We start from the raw sequence: 17292 nt of genomic DNA on the forward strand, positions 1-17292 counted from the left end.
GTTCAGCCGAGCGAAGCGAGACAACGTTGCCCGGCGAAGCCGAATAGGCAACGGCCCGCAGGGAAGGGCGCGAAGCGACCGCATAAATCCCTATCTCTCCGCCACATTAGAAAAGGCCGCTGAACTATCAGCGGCCTTTTTCGTTTCTATCTGTATTCTGTATTGTTTTCGACCTCTTCACTTATCGATAAAGAAACAGCTTCTTGCTCGCGATGGTAAGTTGTACTAACTGTCTAGCAAGTTCGCGATTCAACCAAAGGTAACCGTAATAACTGATGTCACTGGCATCATCATCTTCAGACAATTGGTGTTTGGGCTTGAGGCTCATCAGGAGCAAGGAATCCGTATCCAAGATATCGACTTCACGGTTCACCAAGCCATCTCTCAACGCATCAAATTTTGATGCTAACTCTTCTTTAGCAGCTTTTAATCCATGAAGATCGCCAATCTTCTCTTTCCCTTGTTGGCTATCCCAGTGTGTGCTGATCAAGGTTTCCAAGTCGGTATAAATGCGTTTTTCTATGGATAGAATAGAGGCCAAGACAGGCTTTAAGGGACCCGATTCTCTCGCAGCATGTGGCAGTAAGCCTTGTTGTTTCTCAATCAGGTCAGACAGCGAAATGGCATTTTGTGGGACAAATGTGTTGTCTGACATGGTTTCATTGTGTTGATGGTAAAACTGACCGCATTGATGGCAAAAGGATTCAAGTAGATAGATGAATTGATCGGTAGCTCTTGCTGGAAAAACATAAAGACTGGCGAGAATCGACAATACTGCTGACCAAACAACGTTGAGAATACGCCAGCCTGCCGCTTCAAAATCGGCTGGGCCACCACCGGCCACGATCACTATGGTTATCGCTGCCATGAGAGCCGCATAAGCGTATCTCTCTTGCGTGAAGTACATAGTGCCGATGAGTAGGCCAAAAAAAGCGAGGTGATGTGTCCAATGATATTGCGGAGGAATGAGGAAAAGGGCCAACCCTACTGTGGCTCCAGCGACCGTGCCCCAAATCCTTTGGTTTGCTTTGGATATCACACCACCGACAAAGGGAATTGCGCCGAGTATGGTGACGGCGGTGATCAGCGCCCAGTAACCATAAGGAAGGTTGAACTGTCTGACAATCACGAGGATTAATCCCATTACCAAGGCGACTCTCAGCATATAAAGCAGCCGTGAATGTCGAATAGCAAAACTGCGGTAATGGGACATAGCGAAAGGCGCTGGAAGAATGATGCAGAAAGCTTATTTACAGACGTGAAAATTTGCTTTTCTAATAGTGCGACAGTCAGGAATAGAAAAATCCCCGCAGGAAGCGGGGATTGTGTTAACCGATGAACGTCAGTGTGGTTTGTAGAATGATCAGGTTGACGATATCAATAAAGAACGCACCAACAATCGGCACCACCATAAAGGCTTGTGGAGATGGACCGAAGCGGTTTACCACCGAACCCATATTCATCACCGCCGTCGGTGTCGCACCAAGACCAAAACCGCAATGTCCACTGGAAATCACCGCGGCATCATAGTTTCTACCCATCACACGATACGTGACAAAGTAAGAAAACAGCGCCAGCATCAATGACTGCACCATCAGAATCGCCAGGAATGGTAACGCCAGATCGAGAATGTTCCAAAGCTTCAGGCTCATTAGCGCCATGGCAAGGAACAGTGCCAGTGAAACCGTACCCAAAATATCGACGGTTTCCACATCCAGCTTTTCTACTTTAGTCACTTCGAGAACGTTGGTAATGACCACGCCGATAAACAGGGCGTAAACAAAGTCAGGGATCATCAGCCAGCTGATTTCAAAGCTGCTAACCCACTGCTCGAGATACTTTGCGCCTGTCACACAGATCAACAACACAAACAGGGTTTCGATGACTTTTTTTGCAGTGACTTTGTCCTGCTCATTCTCGTTATACGTGACCAGCTCCGGGAATTGCTCATGCGTATTGTTGGTGTTGCCGTACTGGGATTTGAGTTTGTTCTTTTCAACCAGACGTTGAGCTACCGGACTGCCAATAATGCCGCCCATCACCAAGCCAAAAGTGGCTGATGCCATGGCTATCTCAAGCACATTTTCCAAGCCATAAACATCCTGGAAGGTTTGAGACCAAGCTGCACCCGTGCCATGACCGCCTGAAAGGGTAATGGAGCCGGCAATCAAGCCCATCAGTGGGTCGAGCCCCAGCGCAGTCGCCATAGAGATACCAATGCCGTTTTGCAGCACGATATACAGCGATGCAACACCGAGGAAAATAAAGACTTTCGCCCCGCCTTTTAGAAGCTGGGTATAGTTCGCTGCCAGTCCAACAGTTGCAAAGAACATCAGCATAAAGGTGTGTTGTAGCGGAAGGTGAAATTCCAGCTCAATGCCATTGAAGTGCAGCGCAGTAATTGCGCCAGCCACCACCAAGCCACCGACAATGGGTTCAGGGATGTTGAACTTCTTAAATGCGGATACGCGGGCGTTAATAAAGTGTCCAAGGAAGAGCACGAAAATCGCAATCAGGAAGGATTCGAGTGCGCCCACGGAAATGAGTTGATTCATAAAGCCTCTGTGTTCTCATCATCGTCCGTAATGAGTGAGAGTCTTCGTTCTAGCGCGCTTTGGAGAGAGTATTTGACTAAATCTGGTGGCGGTATCCATAACCGCAAGCGCTAGCCAGCTTAAAACAGGGCGACGTTATCTCATATTGTTGAATAGAATGACAAGTCTATCCGAGAAAATATTCACATCCCTCCACAAGCGATGAGAACGTGTCGCTACGCCATGTTGACGTTGTCAGAAAAAGCCGGGCGATGTTGAAATTTGAGCCCGGCTTAATAACGTCTTGAGTCAATTAATGTTTATGAGGAATAAGGCCTGCAATCATCATGGTATGAGAGGCGAGCTTTTGGCATTTGGTCGAGCTGGCGCAGCTTTCTAAGGCTGTTTTGTCACTGGCTTTGGTGTAGATAATTTTGCCGTTTTTAATCGTCGTCATCACAGAGATGTTCGCCAGTTTCATTGGATCGATAGTTAGCGGATTATCTGAGAGGAAAACGAGGTCGGCGACCTTGCCAACTTCAATCGATCCCTTAGTGTCTTCTTCGAAATGCTGATACGCAGACCAGATGGTTTGTGCTTTAAGCGCTGTCATGGCGGATACGCGCTGATCTTTACCTAAAATACGGCCACTTCGTGTAATGCGGTTAACTGTTGCAGAGTAAACCCGCATCGAGTCTGGGAAAGCGACGGGCGCATCATGGTGCGAAGTGAAAATCATGCCTCTATCCAGTGCCCAACCCGTTGGGGAAATGTTCTCAGCACGTTCATCACCCAACACGGATTGTGCATGCCAGTCTCCCCAATAGAAGGTGTGCATAGGGAAAAACGAGGGAATCACGTTCAGGTCTTTGAATGCCTGAACTTGATCCTCACGGGCAGTTTGGGCGTGAATCGCCACAAATCGGCGTTCTTTTGCGCCGTATTTCGCTGTCGCATTTTTTACTGCGCGGATGTATTGGTCAATCGATGCATCACCATTCGCGTGGGTTAGCAGTTGCCAGCCATTTTCCATCGCCATGCCGACATATTTCTCCGCTTCTTCGTCAGACATGATGGGATAACCCCGATATTCAGCATTTTGGCCTTCAGGGGGGATTAGGTATGGTTTGGTGAGCCATGCGGTCTTCCCTTGTGGTGAGCCATCCAGTGTCAGTTTCACGCCACCGAGGCGAAAACCGTTGGTGTAGCTATTGCTGAGGTAAGGTGCTGTGAGAGTGTCAGTGCCGAGTTGAATGTCGGTGTAGGCCACTACATCAATAGGAAGCGGCTCTTGCTGGGCAATCTCGTACATGGTTTTGACACTGTCAGACATGGAACGGCCTTCCTGCGCGGTGGTGTACCCATACTTGGCGTACAGATCCATCCCTGCGCGGAATAGCATCTCATTTTCGTCTGGGCTGATTTGCGTGAACAGTGGTATCAGCGCGCCAAAGAAAGCGGACTCTTCCAGCACACCATTGGGTTCATCACTGTCTTTCACACGTCGAATCACGCCACCTGGTGGGTTTTTGCTGGTCGCCGTCAGTTTCATCATCTCCAGCGCTTTGCTGTTCATGACTCCGATATGACCAGATTGGTGAATGATCAGGATGGGAACGTCGGTTGATACTTTATCAAGGTCAAAGCGGGTTGGGTGAATTTGCTCTTTGAGCTGGGAGTCGTCGTAGCCAAAGCCGATGATAAAGTCCTGCGCTTTGTTTACTGGGACTTCAGCCCATTTTCTCAGGGCTTGTTGAAGGCTTGCGATATCAGTCACAGGGCCATCAGGTGGTGACAACAAATTGGCTGATACAGCCTGTAAGCCTGTGTTCATTACGTGGCCGTGAGCATCAATAAAGCCGGGGATCATGGTCAAACCTTTTAAATCCACCACTTTGGTTTTGTCACCCTTTAGCCTGAGAATTTCTTCTGCTTCCCCTACGGCGAGTATTTTTCCGTTTAGGATGGCAACAGCTTCCGCCTCGGGTTGTTTATCATTGACCGTTATGACCTGAGCGTTGTGGTAAATGGTGTCAGCAAAAGGTTTTGGTGGGCTGGTAGCGAAGATTGGAGCAGAAACAAACAGCGCTGAAAGGGCGGCGATTGAAGCTTTCATGGAGACTCCTCTGGAAAAACAAGACGGGCCTAGCCCGTCTGTGATTCAGTGCGTTATGAACCTGATTGGAATCAGTGTATGCCGTGTTTATCCCAAAAGTCGTCCAGATTTTGCATCATTTCCTTCTTGCGTTCTTCGGAGACGAAAGAAGCTTCAATGGCATTTCGGGTAAATTGTGCCAGCTGCTGAGGGCTGGGAGATAAAGCATTATTAAGGGCAATAAAATTGTCCGTCATATATCCACCGAAAAAGGCGGGGTCATCGGAATTGACGGTCACGCAGAGTCCCTGAGCCAGTAGGTTGAGGATGTTGTGGTCTGCCATCTTGTCAAACACGCGAAGCTTGATGTTAGACAGTGGGCAGACGGTGAGAGGCATTCTAGATATCGCCAACTCTTTTACCAGTTCGGGGTCCTCGCTGCTTTTCACGCCATGATCAATGCGGCTGACATGCAAAAGATTAATCGCATCTCTGATGTTACTCGGAGGGCCTTCTTCCCCTGCATGCGCGACAGTTTTCAACCCCAGTGCTCGCGCTTCAGCAAATACACGTTGGAATTTCTCTGGTGGATGGCCTACTTCGGAAGAGTCCAGCCCAACACCAACTAACCGATTTAAGTGAGGCTTCGCCTTTTCCAAAGTTTCAAAGGCCGCTTCTTCCGATAAATGGCGAAGAAAACACATGATCAGCTGGCTTGTAATGCCAAGCTCTTTTTCCCCTTGGCGAAGAGCGTGGTAGATGCCATTGATAGCCGTATCGAATGAAATCCCCCGGTCGGTGTGGGTTTGAGGGTCAAAGAAGATTTCTGTATGCATGACATTGTCGGCTTTACAACGCAGCAGATACGCCCAGGTCAGGTCGAAGAAATCACGTTCAGTAATAAGGACATTGGCCCCTTGATAGTAAATATCGAGGAAGGACTGCAGGTTATGGAATTGGTAGGCGTTGCGGGCTTCCTCAACGCTTGAATAGGGCGTGGAAATACCATTTCTTTCTGCGAGTTCAAACATCAACTCGGGTTCAAGTGAGCCTTCAATATGCAGATGCAACTCCACCTTCGGCAAGCATCGGATAAACTTTTCCATCGTCTTCTCCCTGTTCGTAACTTATTGAAAGGTATATATCGGTAGGGCAAATTTTTGAGAATGGAATGCTGTATGGATCTAAACTAGTTGGTGTTGACTCATCGGTCAAATTTTGGAATTCGCAATACGGCAGCTTGTCATAAGTTCACAAAAATGCCGCCAACGTCAGACGGCATTTTTGCTTTGAAAGGAAGCTTAACCGATGAACTTAGTCATAAAGTTCTGCACATTACTCAGGCTCGAAATTGCCATGATGACAACAATCGCCGCACCTGTAAGGGTTAAATATATAGGGTGTTTGTAATCACCCACAATGTCTTTACGACGCGTCGCAGCCAACACAAACCCCAGTACCACAGGCAGGATGATGCTGTTTACCAAGCCAGCAAGCATCAGTAGCAGGATTGGCATGTTCATCAGCACGGTACCAACGCTGGTAATGATGATGAAGCCACAGCACCAGGCTTTTTCGTTACGGGCAACCACAGGGAACAGTGTTTTGATCAGTGAGATAGCCATGTAGGAGTTACCCACCACCGACGTGATAGACGCAACGAACAGCACCAGACCAAAGATAAAGTAACCTACTTCGCCCGCGCCTTGACGAAACGCGTCTGCGGCTGGGTTTGCAGTGTCCAGCACTGCACCAGCAGCAATCACACCAAACACGGCCATGAAAAGCAGAATGCGGATAACAACAGCGATAGAGATACCTGCCCAGGCAGCTTTGTTGATGTGCTCAACGTTCTCTTTTCCTTGCAGGCCGATATCAACCAAACGTTGTGCGCCAGTGTAGTAACCTCCCACAGCGCCACCAACAATGGTCAGGGTCGGAAGCAAAAGGCTGCCCATGTCTGTTGGCATCACTGCTGCGGATAAGGTTTCCCCCATAGGTGGAAGGCTGGTCATGGCGACATAGGCGATTAAAACAATCATAAACAGGCCGAGGTAGCGCGCCATCTGATCCATACGCTTTGATGCGTTATGAACGACAAACAACAGGCAACCGACAACACCGGTAAACAGCGCACCCCAAGTGGTATCCACGCCAGTCAGCACGTTGATGCCAAGCGCAGCACCACTGACGTTACCGAAGTTGAATGCCACCGCACCTAATGCCAGCAGAATACCGATGAAGTAGCCTGCACCTGGCGCGATTTTGTTCGCGATATCTTGGATACGAAGGCCTGAAACACCCACGATTCGCCACAGGTTCATAACGATACCGAAGGTGATAAACATGGAGGCAAATACAGGGAAAGCCATGTCGATTTTATAGATGTTGGTGAAAACAGCGGTTTGTGTCAGAAAGCCGGGGCCAACTGAAGTGGTAGCCATTAAGAATGCGACGCTGAAAATGGCTTTGGATTGCCAGTTGGCGTTGAGTTGGGTGTGTGCTTTTGCGGTCATGCCGGGTTCCGATTTTGTTGTCTTCCTATTTAATAAAAAAAGAAAAACAACTGACCGGGATCAGCTGATAGAGAGCTGTTAAGCTATTGAAAAGAAAAGCCTTGGTAAGCTCTCTTTTTGCTGGGCGCGGATGTTAATGGCAACCTACTTTCAAGTCAATCATTAAACCGCAAATAGTTTGAGGTTTTTTCATCTTGGTTTTCGATGGTGACTTTTGTGACCAGAAATGGATTCCGGCATACCTAATTCTTTATGCATATGGTACCTTAATGAAAAATGACGAATCGTCAAAAACCATGAAGGAGGATAAATCATGGATGGAATACCCAGTTTCACTGAGCTTTATCGTTATTCGGATAATGCCTACTTTGCAGATAACTACACCAAAGAAATAGATTATCAGGGCGAATCTGCCATGGAGGTTTATCTCCGGGTGATGAACAGCACACCAGGTTGGGTGAACAAGCTGATGAAAATCCGCAACGAAGTGGTTTCTAGAATGGGCTTAAAACACCTTGGTAATCTCGATGATTTTTACCCGAAGAAAACGGCTGATGACTATCAAGTGGGCGATAAAGTCGGCATTTTCGAAATGATCTACAAGTCTCACTCGGAAGTGATCATGGAAGACAGAGATAAACATCTGGATGTGAAGTTGTCATTCTTTGTTGAACCTCACGGTGATAAAGCCTTGGTGACGGCAAGTTCTGTTGTTCACGTTAAAAATACCTTCGGTAAGGTATACATGTTCTTCGTTGGGCCCGTACACAAAATTATCGTGCCAGCGACACTCAAGAAGCTATGATGTGACAATTGATACGAAGCATAATATCTTTCAAGCCATCTATTGGTTATCAGGGTATGCGTTGTGCTTCGATTCCTTCCTTCACTAAAACACTTCTCGCTCGTTGCTGCTTTAGCGCTTTTCTTCGGCTCAGTAACAAGCTCTCACGCTTTAACTCCTGAAAGCTGTGATATTGATGTCTCTGACCTCAACCTGCGCTATGACAATCGTCTCGACTACCAAAACAAAAACGTCCCTACCGATTTCTTCCTATTGGTTTACTCCAATTCGCCGGGCTTTTGTAAAGCCATGGAACGAAAAGGCCGTGAGGCGTCTGTACAGTTTCAGTGTGACTCTGGGAATGACTTTGGCTGGGTTGTCCATGGCCTTTGGGGAGAGTCAGAAAAGGCTTATAAGTCAGGCAACAACAAGGGACATCCTCGATTCTGTAAGGGCGACTTAGCACCATTGCCGTTGGAAACTATCAAGCCATATCTGTGTATGAGCCCGGGCACGCGCCTGCTGCAAGGGCAGTGGGAAAAACACGGTTCGTGCGACTTTGAAACAGCAGAGGCGTATTTCGACAAGACGCTCGAACTTGCCCGTCAATTTAAGCTTCCGCCTGCTGACTTGAATGCCAAGAAAGCAATTCGTTGGATGCGCGATAATAATCCTGAACTGAAGAATACTTGGCTGCATCAAAGCCGTCATGAGTTTGGTATCTGTTTCGACAAAAGCTTCAACCTCATGTCTTGCCCGAGAAAACGCTAAACGGGCTTTTCGGCGGCATCGCTATCGTCGGCTTTGTTGTTAGCTATAGCGATGTCGTCGAGCAACTCATTAATCTTCTCTGCTTCTTCAATCGAGGCTCCGTCTAACAACGCTTCCTGCAATAGGTTGTTAATCCGCTCTTTCCTCAAAATAAACAGGTCATGCAGTGAATAAGCGACTTCCAAGCGCCGTTTAGGGAACTGCTCAATCAAGTGGCGCAGCATGTCACCACCTTTTTTCGGATAGGCGAGCACGATGTTCTTCGCCACGTCATGTGCGTTCAGCGAAGAACCTTGTAGAGCGAGTCGGATCAAAATCCCCGGATCGGATGGATTCTGGCCCAACGCAGCGATGAGAAGTTTTAGCTCTGGGTTGGCTTTGTCGATGTCCTTGAAATCCATCATTGGGTCATAATCACTCGAACTCCCCATAGGTTGCACGTTGACTTTGAAGGAAGAGGCCGCTGGCAATGTTTCTGTGCGAACAAACAGCTTACGTGCCATCAGGAAGACAAAGACGAAAATATGAACCGTAATGATGTAGTAGTAGAGCCAGACGACGTCGAACTCATTCATCAGGAAACTCGCCACAATCGGGCCAATGACACCACCGACGCCCAGTAAAATTTGCATCGTACTGGTAGCGGGCATGGCTTCTTTTTGTTCAATGTGGTCAAACACTTGAGTAACAGCAAGTGGGAAAAGTGCCACGCCTGAACCACCTGATACCCAAAACAGCACGGCCAACAATTCGATCGGATAAGGGTAAAAGTTATCAAGCACTATCAAGCTGTTGCTGATGATCCCCATAAACATGAGACCTGATGCTACGACACGTTTGTCGTAGCGATCGGCCAGCCAACCGGTTGGAAACTGAGTGAGCAAACCGCCCATTTGGTAAGAACCCAGGATCAGTGATAGCCAGATTCCTGAGATTCCTTTGCTGTAAGCGTAAAGAGAGATAAGTGAAACGCTGGCTGCATTAATCAACCCGGCACAGAAACAAGCGAGCGTGCCTGAAGGGGAGTATTGCCAGAGCTTTTTAAGAGAAATCGGTGTCGCGCGTTTGGGCAATTCCGGTGCCGGTAAACGGCTCATTGACATGATGATGAGGGAAACACAAAGGAATACCGAAATCACCCCAAACAGCCGTGGGTCGTTTTCGTTAAATGCGCTGAAAAGAAAGGGAGCGGTACCGAATCCAATCGCAAAACAGATCTGGTAGGTGCCGTAAACTCGGCCTCGGTTACTTCGATCACTCAGTACATTGAGCCAACTTTCGAGCGTGATAAATGACGTGACATAGCAGAAGCCTGCAATCGCGCGCAGTGCGGCGGTAACAACAATATCGGTAGTGTAGCTATGAACAACAGACACAATAGACAGGGTTGCCGCCATTGAGGCAAACGCGCGAATGTGTCCGGCACGGAGCACTGCCCGGGAACCAAACAACCCTGCACAAATTGCTCCTACAGCAAACATACTCATTGCCAGACCAATATCGGCTGTCGGGTAGCCGTTTTCCTTCATGCGGATAGGTAGCATGACGAAAAAGAGGTTGTGGCTGATAGCAAACCCAAATATCGTGAAGAGTATGGGTCGTATCCGTATGAATATATTTGCTTTCATGTCCGTATATGCCGAGTAGTACCAGCTCCAAAAAAGAATGAATTGGAGCTTTGTTATGTGTGGTTTAAAGAGCAAAAGAATGAAGTTTTTATGAGGGTTTTCTATCAAACCGACTCTGAGCTTCAAAAATGCGTGTTAGCCCGAAAATGTTACCACTGAGAGAAAGTGGAAATGAGAGAACTCAAAGGCTTTCACTGCTGGCTCTCGTAAATCCGACATGTTTCTTATTCATGAATGAGTATGGTCTAGTTTTGCTAAATCTGAGGGAATGAATCATGGAAAGATTTCGCGTATCCAACCAATTAGAGCACATGAATATCGACCTCATTCATCAGGTGATATCAGAGTCCTACTGGGCAAAAGGCATTCCAAAAGCGACGTTAGAAAAGGCGCTGGCACATTCTCTCTGTTTTGGTGTGTTTGATGAAAACGACACGCAGGTAGCGTTTGCCAGGATGATCACTGACCGGGCGACGTTTGCCTATCTGGGAGATGTTTTTGTGGTGGAAGAGCGTCAAGGAGAGGGGATTGCCAGAGTATTGATGGATAGCATTGTGGCACATCCTGACCTACAAGGTCTTCGTCGAACCATGCTGGCAACCCGTGATGCACATGGGTTATATGAGAAGTATGGTTTTACGCCGATTGAAAATCCGCAATCATTAATGCAAATTTGGCAGCCTGATATCTATACCCAAGTAAGTTGAATCCTGCATCTTCAGGTTGTTTGGGTGTAAAATAAAACGTAAACACAGACTTCTAATATTCATACAGCGTATGAAATTAAAGGGTTTAAAATGATAACGATTAGGAAATTCAAACAAGAAGATGAGATAGATGTGCTCGCTATATTGTTGGAAGAAGAACAAGTGAAGTTTACGGCGTCACCAGAAAATTTCGTCTCTGATATCGAAGCGAACATTGTCAGGTTTGTTATTGCCAAGGATGACACTCTAGTTGGATATTTCAAAATAGATAATGATTTTCACTCGGACATATTAGGCGAAGACAATGCCGGGGTAGGACTCAGAAGTTTTGCTATTGATCGGCGATATCAAGGAAAGGGAATTGGAAAAAAGGCGGTCTCTATATTAGCAAGTTCAATTAGTGAAGAATTTAAGACTTTTACGTGGGCTTATCTCACTGTGAATTGTAAGAATGAAGTCGCCTATCAGACTTACATGAAAGGTGGATTCGAGGATACCGGAGAGCTCTACCTCGGTGGTCCCGTTGGTCCGCAACACATCATGCGGGCGAAGTTGCATAAAGAGAGCTAGTTTATCTTGCATGATAATTGTGTAAGTCAGAATTGATAAACGTCAGAAAGTGAATATACCAATTGGAAATTTGAATTTTAATGCTTTATGATGTTTATTAAATTTGTTGAAATTGTCATGTTATATCCATATATGGAGATGTCTGTTTAAATAAATAACTAAAATGCCGCACTGATTTATTTTTCTTACAGTGTTATCTTATTAATTAAAACCTGCCTCTTGAACTGTTCATATATTTCTAGTCAAAGCTTTTTCTCTTTTCAGTGAGAAATTGTGACACCCTTTCCGTTAACAAAAGTTTAATAAAGCGATTTTCTGGAAGATTATTGATGTGAATGTTTGACTGATGGCGTCAATTAAAAAGGACGACACAAATGAAAACATTCAACGTTAGTGGTAAAAAATTTGTAGTGATTGCAATGAGTGCAGCACTACTAACAGGCTTTGCAGGCTGTGAAGATCCAAGATGGGTTGCAAACAAAGTCAGTAAAGCGATGAAAGAGAAAAACCTGTTTGACCATCTGGAGGCGCTGGAAGCGGCTTCTGTTCCAACGCCGGATGGTAATTCCATCACCCGTGCAGCAGGGACTGACGGTTATGAGAATTCCGCAGACTACATCATGAAAACGCTTGAGAAGCATGGCTATGAAGTCACCCTGCAGGAATTTGATTTCCGTAGTTGGGTTGAACTTGATGGCACAACTTTGAGCGTTAACGGACAGCAACTGGTGCATGTTCGTGATGCGACTGATGATATTCCAGCCGACTATGCGGCCATGTCTTATTCAGGTAGTTCAGAAGGCGCAATTAGTGCAGACATCGCTTTTGTTACTCCCGATTTTGATTTTGAATCACCAGATTATGACGACACCGATGGCTGTGAAGCATCGGATTTTGACGGTGTTGATGTGACAGGCAAAGTTGCTGTTATTCAACGCGGTGGCTGTACGTTTGATTCAAAAGTGGTCAACGCCGAAAATGCTGGTGCGGTCGGTGTTATCGTATTTAACCAGGGTAACAACGATGGTCGTAAGAGCGTGGTGAATGGTACTTTGGGTAGCGACTCAGAAGCCACCATTCCAGCGTTTGGAGCACGTTATGACCTCGGTAAAGAATGGTATGACGCGTTGGAGTCAGGTGCCATTACCGCAGCACTTTCTGTTCAAACCGAAGACGAAATTGTGGTGACGGAAAACTTACTGGCTGAAACCAAAGCAGGCGACCCAGATCAGATTGTCATGGTTGGGGCGCACTTGGATTCTGTACCTGAAGGCCCGGGTATTCAGGATAACGGGTCTGGCTCGGCGGCGATTCTTGAATATGCTATCCGCCTCAAGAAAAAAATGAAGCGACTGCCAGTCACCCAGAAAAACAAAGTGCGTTTTGCTTGGTGGGCTGCCGAAGAAGCAGGCCTTGTGGGTTCTGAATACTACACAGGCGAGGTGTTTGGCGCTTACTACGCGGATGCGCAAGCGCAAATCATGGAAGAGTTGGGTATTTCTGACCCGAGTGAGCTGACGGATGAACAGCGTGAGATGGTCGAAGCCCGTTACCTCGAAATCAACCCGATTAAGATGTACCTCAACTTCGACATGATTGCGTCACCTAACTACATCTATGGCGTCATGGATGGCGATTTGTCAGACACCAAAGACAGCCCTGATAACGCTTACCCAGGCGACTTTGAGCCACCAGAAGGCACAGGCCATATTGAAGGTTTGTTCAACGAATTCTTCAATGACAATGACGAGACCACAGTACCTCAAGCCTTGTCAAAGCGTTCAGACTACTCAGGCTTTGCTGATTGGGGCATCGCATTTGGTGGCTTGTTCACCGGTGCAGAGAAAACCAAATCAGCCGAAGAAGTTGAGCAGTTTGGCGGTGAAGTGGATGTTGCCTACGACAAGTGTTATCACCAAGCGTGTGATGACATCAACAACGTGAACAATGTTGCAATGGAAATGAACTCCCGTGCACTGGCTTACGTGGCAACCTTCTATGCGATGAGTGAAGATTTGTATGCTGATGACAAGAACCAACAGGATGCAGCACCAGAAACTCGTACGCTGAGGACACTGGCAGTTCATGATGACCATGAGCACGAACATCGTATCGGGGAGAAGATCAAGTCAGCCTCACGTGAAGTGGCAGACCACGGACACTTCCATGGTGACTTCGACCAAGACCGTAAGTAACACAATGACTTATACAAAAGGGAGCCGTTTGGCTCCCTTTTTTGTCTTCATTTGAATACATTAAGGTGTCAAGTTTTCAGCTATCCTTGCTTTGTTAAAGCAAGGAGCAAACAAATGAAAAAAGTTAAAGTATTAAGGGTGATGCTCTTATCGTCAGTGGCTATGAGTGTGATTGGTTGCGCAGGGACGCCTAAAACGGCCGAAAGTCTTCCAACTGCAAACGGAAATGGAGCTGTTGTAATTCCTATTTCGATGGAAAATACAAACGAAGCGAAAAAGTATCCTTGTCGGTCAATATCTTTTGAAGTTAAGAAGGTATTTCGCGCTCCTGAAGAGTTAGATAAATCAGAAGCGAGAGAGATTTATCTTTTCGACAAGCCTGATTTTGGGCTTATTACAGATCTTGAACCCGGTGAGTATATGTTTGACGAGTTCAAGTGTCATGCAAACTACCGTAGAGTGTTTAATGATGGGCAGTCATATATTAGAAAACGCGCTAGTGTTTACTTTGAGGTTGAGCCGAACACGGTAACTGTTTCAAGTCAGACTTTCGTGGGCGAAAGTGAATACGATGCAACAGGATCATCTTCTTTTAGTGCCCATTTTGAGTATGTCACTGAGCAGGACAAAGAAAAGGCCATCAAAGCTCTGAAAGCAAAAGGGGTTCCAGCTGGTTGGAGCTTCAATTTCTAATCTAATCTTGCATGTGGGCATGCTATTCATTGTGTGCCCTAATCTCCGCTGGCGTCACCCCGAGTTCTCTTACTAGGGCGCGACTTAATGTCCGTCCAGAAGTAAAGCCGAGAGAGAGCGCGATTTTGTCAATAGGGTCATTGGTGTATTTCAAAGCGTTGTAGGCCTTTAAGCGACGCCAGTGGCTAAGGTAAGCGATGGGGGCCATACCCAACGCATCCTGAAAATGGCGAACCAGTGTCGCTTTCGACATACCGACGTGTCTTCCAATCTCTTCGAGTGTCCAGTCTTTACCAGGCTCGCGATGCATCAGCATCAAAGCTTCATGAATGCGTTTATCTTTTACTGCTTTGATAAAACTAAAGCTTTCTGTGGTTTCGTTTAAATAGTGAGACAAAAACTTTAAAAATAACGCTTCTGAAAGTTTATCGACAATAGGATTTTCCCTGTATCCATGCTCCGAAATTTCTTTATCGATGGATATTACGAGGCGCCAAATTGTTGTGTCGTGTCCAATATCCTTGATATGGATAACGGGGGGCAAAGCGTCAACAACCGGGTGGCTGAGTCCGGCATCAAACATGATGAGTCCACACATGAGTTTGTGGGTGGTAGGCCCTTCCTGAAACAGAGGTTTTCCCAGCTCGCAAGCGTCGATGGCGATGTCACTCAGGGTCTTTTTATTGTCGGGAGAGTCCGCTAACCAGTGCGCATCACCTCCCGGTAACAGAAACACATCCATCTCATTTGCGAGAAAAGGCTTATTGCTATCCAACCCTACAAAACAGTTTCCTTTGAGTGCGATATGAAAGCGTGGAAACTCGCGTTTCTCCAGTGCTATGCCCCAAGGTGCACTGAGATCGGAACTGAAGAAAATGCTGCCTTTAAATCTAAGAGTTTCAAAGACATCGGACAGATAATTAAAGGTTTCTTCGCTTTTGATTCGTTGAGGCACCGTTCTGATTCCCTTAGTAACATCATGGCTATGTAATTTAGCTTAGACTAACGCAAGGTGTGCCAAGATGGTGCACCTCAACTGTACTAGAGGTGAGAAAATGGATGTAAAAAACACCAAGGCAGCACTACTAACTGTGGCTTCAATGATTATAGCTGGCGGTTTCGTTTCTACTTCGGCATTTGCCAAAGAGTATTTCACTGTCAAAGACGGTGAACTTCAGAGACCAACCGGCTACCGCGAGTGGGTGTATGTCGGTACGCCTGTGACACCGAATGATATGAACAACGGCAAAGCGGCTTTCCCAGAGCATCACAACGTTTACATTGATCCAGAAAGTTGGGCGGTGTGGAAAGAGAAGGGTGAGTTCAGAGATGGCACCATCATCATCAAAGAGCTCGTCAGTGTGGGAAGCAAGGCTGCAGTCAGTGGTAATGGTTATTTTCAGGGTGACTACATTGGCTTGGAAGCCACCATTAAAAGCAAAAGCCTGAACCCAGATGAGCCGGGTAACTGGTCTTACTACAGCTTTTCAACGCCTGACCATAGTGCGCTGACTGATACTGCGAAAGCTTTTCCTGCAGCAGCTTGTAACGCTTGTCACCAAGCAGCAGCGGCTGATGACTTTGTATTCACTCAGTACTACCCAGTGCTGCGTGCGGGCAAAGCGAAAGGTGAGGCAGCAAGCGGCGGACACAGCTCTAGCCTGAAATAATAAGAAAGTAATGGAGTCATTTATGAAAAAGGCATTTCTTATCGGCTTGCTTGCCACTGGTACAGCGTTTAGTGCGCTTGCTGCGAACGATGCGTTTTCACCTTACGTGGATGAAAAAGGAAACATCAGCTTCCCTAACGATTTCCGAACCAATATGGTCCATTTAGGTTCTTGGTTTGTACCAGAGGGCGGCGCTAGCGGTTTCCATGGTGTGTACACCGAAAAAGAAACGGTGGAAGCGTTTCGAAAAAATGGCAAATTCCCAGACGGTGCAACGCTGGTTAAAGAGTTGCGTGCGCACAACACCGGCAATTATACGACGGGCAGTGGCGTCAGCCATGAGACCGGCGATCTCAAACAGTGGTTTGTGATGGTGAAAGACGGTGAAGGCCGCTTTTCCGATAATGGCTCTTGGGGTGACGGTTGGGGTTGGGCATTGTTCAAAACTGATGACATGACCAAGAACGCCTCAGCAGATTACAAGACTGATTGTCTTGGTTGCCATGTTCCTGCCAAAGCCAATGATTGGATCTACACCGAAGCCTATCCGATTCTTGGCAAGTAACAGAACAGGTTAATCACTATCCCTCGTAAAACAAAGCCAGCTAAAGTGCTGGCTTTTTTAGTCCTAGAGTTTTTATCTAACTTCCCCGGTATGTCGAATACCCATAGGGCGAGACCAGCAATGGGACGTGATAGTGCTGATTGTGGTCGGATACGCCGAAACGAATGACAATCTCATCAAGAAAAGGGATAGCGTCGAGCTGGGCGTTGGAGTGTTGGAAGTAAGAGGCCGTGGCAAACACCAGCTGGTATTGACCAGAAATAAGGTAACCTTCTTCGATGAGAGGTGTATCTGTTCTACCATCATCATTGGTGATGCTTGTGGTCACTGGATGTAAACCTTCGTCATCGATGCGGTACAGTGAGATTTTGACACCTTGTGCTGGCTTTCCCCTAGCGGTGTCGAGAACATGCGTGGTCAGTTTTCCCATTTCACCACCCCAATTTCAAAAGCTCTTGTCTTAACAAAAAATTAGCATTTGCTGCGTTGGCACCCCAACACAAAATGATAAAACTTTGAGCAAGCGCCTAATTCAGTTGAACTTTTAGCATTTTTCAGCAGGTA

The 17292-nt window shown here is 46.7% G+C and carries 16 protein-coding genes; 8 read left to right on the forward strand and 8 right to left on the reverse strand.

The window, feature by feature from the left end; all coding sequences use genetic code 11:
* Positions 1–181: 181 nt before the first annotated feature.
* The 5 genes from D515_RS20810 to D515_RS20830 all read right to left on the reverse strand — a co-directional run bounded on the left by D515_RS20810 (position 182) and on the right by D515_RS20830 (position 7145).
* Positions 182–1213: an FUSC family protein gene (locus D515_RS20810; RefSeq protein WP_039850416.1), complete on the reverse strand. Its 1032-nt coding sequence runs from the start codon at positions 1211–1213 to the stop codon at positions 182–184.
* A gap of 115 nt (positions 1214–1328) precedes the next feature.
* Positions 1329–2555, reverse strand: coding sequence for a sodium/glutamate symporter (gltS, locus tag D515_RS20815; RefSeq protein WP_002541324.1), 1227 nt, complete (start codon positions 2553–2555; stop codon positions 1329–1331).
* Between the two features lie 292 nt (positions 2556–2847).
* Positions 2848–4650 (reverse strand): amidohydrolase, encoded by a 1803-nt coding sequence (locus D515_RS20820; protein ID WP_002541326.1) that lies wholly within the window; start codon positions 4648–4650, stop codon positions 2848–2850.
* A gap of 71 nt (positions 4651–4721) precedes the next feature.
* Positions 4722–5735: an adenosine deaminase gene (locus D515_RS20825; RefSeq protein ID WP_002541327.1), complete on the reverse strand. Its 1014-nt coding sequence runs from the start codon at positions 5733–5735 to the stop codon at positions 4722–4724.
* Positions 5736–5930: 195 nt separating this feature from the next.
* Positions 5931–7145 (reverse strand): NRAMP family divalent metal transporter, encoded by a 1215-nt coding sequence (locus D515_RS20830; protein WP_002541328.1) that lies wholly within the window; start codon positions 7143–7145, stop codon positions 5931–5933.
* Positions 7146–7458: 313 nt separating this feature from the next.
* Here D515_RS20830 and D515_RS20835 point away from each other — a divergent pair, with 313 nt between their 5' ends.
* Positions 7459–7950: a DUF2867 domain-containing protein gene (locus tag D515_RS20835; protein ID WP_002541329.1), complete on the forward strand. Its 492-nt coding sequence runs from the start codon at positions 7459–7461 to the stop codon at positions 7948–7950.
* Positions 7951–8013: 63 nt separating this feature from the next.
* On the forward strand, positions 8014–8700 hold the full coding sequence (locus D515_RS20840; RefSeq protein ID WP_002541330.1) for a ribonuclease T2 family protein: 687 nt from the start codon (positions 8014–8016) through the stop codon (positions 8698–8700).
* Here D515_RS20840 and D515_RS20845 read toward each other — a convergent pair.
* On the reverse strand, positions 8697–10328 hold the full coding sequence (locus D515_RS20845; protein ID WP_039850418.1) for an MFS transporter: 1632 nt from the start codon (positions 10326–10328) through the stop codon (positions 8697–8699). The genes D515_RS20840 and D515_RS20845 overlap by 4 nt on opposite strands.
* A gap of 275 nt (positions 10329–10603) precedes the next feature.
* Here D515_RS20845 and D515_RS20850 point away from each other — a divergent pair, with 275 nt between their 5' ends.
* The 4 genes from D515_RS20850 (at position 10604) to D515_RS20865 (ending at position 14493) form a co-directional block, all read left to right on the forward strand.
* Entirely contained in the window at positions 10604–11035 is a 432-nt protein-coding gene (locus tag D515_RS20850; protein WP_002541332.1) for a GNAT family N-acetyltransferase, read from the forward strand.
* 90 nt (positions 11036–11125) lie between these two features.
* Positions 11126–11605, forward strand: coding sequence for a GNAT family N-acetyltransferase (locus D515_RS20855; protein WP_002541333.1), 480 nt, complete (start codon positions 11126–11128; stop codon positions 11603–11605).
* Between the two features lie 374 nt (positions 11606–11979).
* A complete protein-coding gene (locus D515_RS20860) occupies positions 11980–13800 on the forward strand; it encodes a M28 family metallopeptidase (protein WP_002541334.1) in 1821 nt (606 codons plus the stop codon).
* A 114-nt stretch (positions 13801–13914) separates the two neighbouring features.
* Positions 13915–14493 (forward strand): hypothetical protein, encoded by a 579-nt coding sequence (locus D515_RS20865; protein ID WP_039850421.1) that lies wholly within the window; start codon positions 13915–13917, stop codon positions 14491–14493.
* 22 nt (positions 14494–14515) lie between these two features.
* On the opposite strand, the gene D515_RS20870 is transcribed toward D515_RS20865, so the two are convergent.
* Positions 14516–15448: an AraC family transcriptional regulator gene (locus tag D515_RS20870; protein ID WP_002541336.1), complete on the reverse strand. Its 933-nt coding sequence runs from the start codon at positions 15446–15448 to the stop codon at positions 14516–14518.
* 100 nt (positions 15449–15548) lie between these two features.
* Here D515_RS20870 and D515_RS20875 point away from each other — a divergent pair, with 100 nt between their 5' ends.
* Positions 15549–16163 (forward strand): cytochrome P460 family protein, encoded by a 615-nt coding sequence (locus D515_RS20875; protein ID WP_002541337.1) that lies wholly within the window; start codon positions 15549–15551, stop codon positions 16161–16163.
* Positions 16164–16185: 22 nt separating this feature from the next.
* Positions 16186–16728, forward strand: coding sequence for a cytochrome P460 family protein (locus tag D515_RS20880; RefSeq protein WP_002541338.1), 543 nt, complete (start codon positions 16186–16188; stop codon positions 16726–16728).
* Positions 16729–16804: 76 nt separating this feature from the next.
* On the opposite strand, the gene uraH is transcribed toward D515_RS20880, so the two are convergent.
* Complete coding sequence (gene uraH, locus D515_RS20885) at positions 16805–17158, reverse strand: hydroxyisourate hydrolase (protein ID WP_002541339.1); 354 nt, start codon at positions 17156–17158, stop codon at positions 16805–16807.
* Between the last annotated feature and the right edge of the window lie 134 nt (positions 17159–17292).

The sequence above is a fragment of the Grimontia indica genome (assembly GCF_000333895.2).
In the GTDB taxonomy this organism is placed as follows: Bacteria; Pseudomonadota; Gammaproteobacteria; order Enterobacterales; family Vibrionaceae; genus Enterovibrio; species Enterovibrio indicus.

Bases quoted from the DNA above. Each gene is read 5' to 3' on its own strand.
- uraH (WP_002541339.1), bottom strand. From the start codon at position 17,158: ATGGGAAAACTGACCACGCATGTTCTCGACACCGCTAGGGGAAAGCCA.
- D515_RS20850 (WP_002541332.1), top strand. From the start codon at position 10,604: ATGGAAAGATTTCGCGTATCCAACCAATTAGAGCACATGAATATCGAC.
- gltS (WP_002541324.1), bottom strand. From the start codon at position 2,555: ATGAATCAACTCATTTCCGTGGGCGCACTCGAATCCTTCCTGATTGCG.
- D515_RS20875 (WP_002541337.1), top strand. From the start codon at position 15,549: ATGGATGTAAAAAACACCAAGGCAGCACTACTAACTGTGGCTTCAATG.
- D515_RS20820 (WP_002541326.1), bottom strand. From the start codon at position 4,650: ATGAAAGCTTCAATCGCCGCCCTTTCAGCGCTGTTTGTTTCTGCTCCA.
- D515_RS20845 (WP_039850418.1), bottom strand. From the start codon at position 10,328: ATGAAAGCAAATATATTCATACGGATACGACCCATACTCTTCACGATA.
- D515_RS20880 (WP_002541338.1), top strand. From the start codon at position 16,186: ATGAAAAAGGCATTTCTTATCGGCTTGCTTGCCACTGGTACAGCGTTT.
- D515_RS20860 (WP_002541334.1), top strand. From the start codon at position 11,980: ATGAAAACATTCAACGTTAGTGGTAAAAAATTTGTAGTGATTGCAATG.
- D515_RS20855 (WP_002541333.1), top strand. From the start codon at position 11,126: ATGATAACGATTAGGAAATTCAAACAAGAAGATGAGATAGATGTGCTC.
- D515_RS20825 (WP_002541327.1), bottom strand. From the start codon at position 5,735: ATGGAAAAGTTTATCCGATGCTTGCCGAAGGTGGAGTTGCATCTGCAT.
- D515_RS20835 (WP_002541329.1), top strand. From the start codon at position 7,459: ATGGATGGAATACCCAGTTTCACTGAGCTTTATCGTTATTCGGATAAT.
- D515_RS20830 (WP_002541328.1), bottom strand. From the start codon at position 7,145: ATGACCGCAAAAGCACACACCCAACTCAACGCCAACTGGCAATCCAAA.
- D515_RS20865 (WP_039850421.1), top strand. From the start codon at position 13,915: ATGAAAAAAGTTAAAGTATTAAGGGTGATGCTCTTATCGTCAGTGGCT.
- D515_RS20810 (WP_039850416.1), bottom strand. From the start codon at position 1,213: ATGTCCCATTACCGCAGTTTTGCTATTCGACATTCACGGCTGCTTTAT.